Here is a 1,354-nt window from a genome sequence, read left to right on the forward strand (position 1 = left end):
TTATAGAGAACATAATTGTTAGCCGCATCTTTTGCCCCCTCGACATCGCTTAAATCGGCAAAAGTGAAGGTTTTATCCGCTGCCATTTTGCCATTGAGAGCGCTTTCTAGATCTGCGATTTCGCTTATGGTATGCGTGTGGTGTAAAGGCGCCTTTTCGTCTATCTTTTCCTCAACAGCTAAAAGAGCTTGGTCAAGTTTGCCCAAGTTTTCCCGCAAGATTGGGAATTCAGAACTGATAAAACGCCCTTCTTGTGGCAATTCCATGTCGAGTTTTTTGGTTTTGGTCATCTCTCATTTTCCCATTATAATATGCCAGCGCCAAAATCACGCACCATGGACCGCGCTGCCGGTCCACCGGTAAGCGTGAGTTTGAGGCGCGCTTGTTTGGCTGTTTTGTCACTGCTGGTAAATTTTCGTTCTGTCCAAAGTGGTTCAGCGAGTTGTTCTGTTTCGTCAAGTTTCAAAGGGGTGAAACCACCATCATCTAGTTGCATCTCCAGTGAAAAGGTTGCACCACCCGGTAAAAAGGTTTTGATATAGCTGGTCAACCTTGCCTTTTCGCCAAAGGCAAAAGCACGCGTGACATAGGTCGCTTCCTTATGGATTTTTCCCGCAATCAACTGAACAGGAGCAAATAACACCGGTGAGAGCTTTTCGGTGCCTTTAAGAATAGCGCGAAGCTTGACCTTTTCACTGATATATTCAGTAAGACTGAGCAATTGAAAGGGAAGAAGTTGATAAATTGTGCCATTGTTTCGTTCAATTTCAAAGATGACAGAACACTCACTTGAAGGCAACTCAATGGCTGCGCGTATTTGCAAATCAGAGCAGTCTACAAGGTCAAAGGTGCCTAAATCGACAATCTTTTCTGTTTGTGTGTAGCGTGCAGCGAGCACTCGAAAGGCTAAAGCCTCATCTTGATGGGCGCTCCAACTTTGTGCGTTAACAGAAGAAAAGCGTGGACCGGTCACGTAAGGGTGACTTGAGACAAATCTTTGACTGTTTACATCAAAATCTCCAAGCTTTGCTAGTGAGATGGCATGATCAGCATCATCGGTTTTAATGATAAAAGCAGTGAGACGATCATTAGGGACTAACAAGGGGATATCATAGCGTGCCCCAGCCCAACCTAGCTTTGCGCCCTTCATAGAATAAAAGCTTTGTGCTTGAATATCGGCGGTAGGATAGCCGTTTTCGGTTGTCACCAAATCAATCACCAGATCATGGTTCTGATTGCCGATTTTACAAAGATGAAAGTCAATTCCAGTGATTTGCCGTGTTTCATCGGGGGTAAAGACTTGCGCTTGTGGGTCAAATTGCGTCCATATCTTCACTGTTGTGGTGCGCCGCAT

The 1,354-nt window shown here is 45.1% G+C and carries 1 protein-coding gene and 1 pseudogene; both read right to left on the bottom strand.

The features are described from left to right. Positions 1 to 290 (bottom strand): Bgr_08870 family protein (locus ACFIJS_RS08930; protein WP_375651258.1); only part of this gene is annotated, 290 nt, incomplete at its 3' end. Positions 291 to 304: 14 nt separating this feature from the next. Continuing rightward, positions 305 to 1,354: pseudogene (locus tag ACFIJS_RS08935) on the bottom strand (DUF4815 domain-containing protein); the annotation flags it as partial.

The organism is Bartonella sp. OT172YNZD (assembly GCF_042193725.1).
GTDB classification, from domain to species: Bacteria; Pseudomonadota; Alphaproteobacteria; order Rhizobiales; family Rhizobiaceae; genus Bartonella; species Bartonella grahamii_A.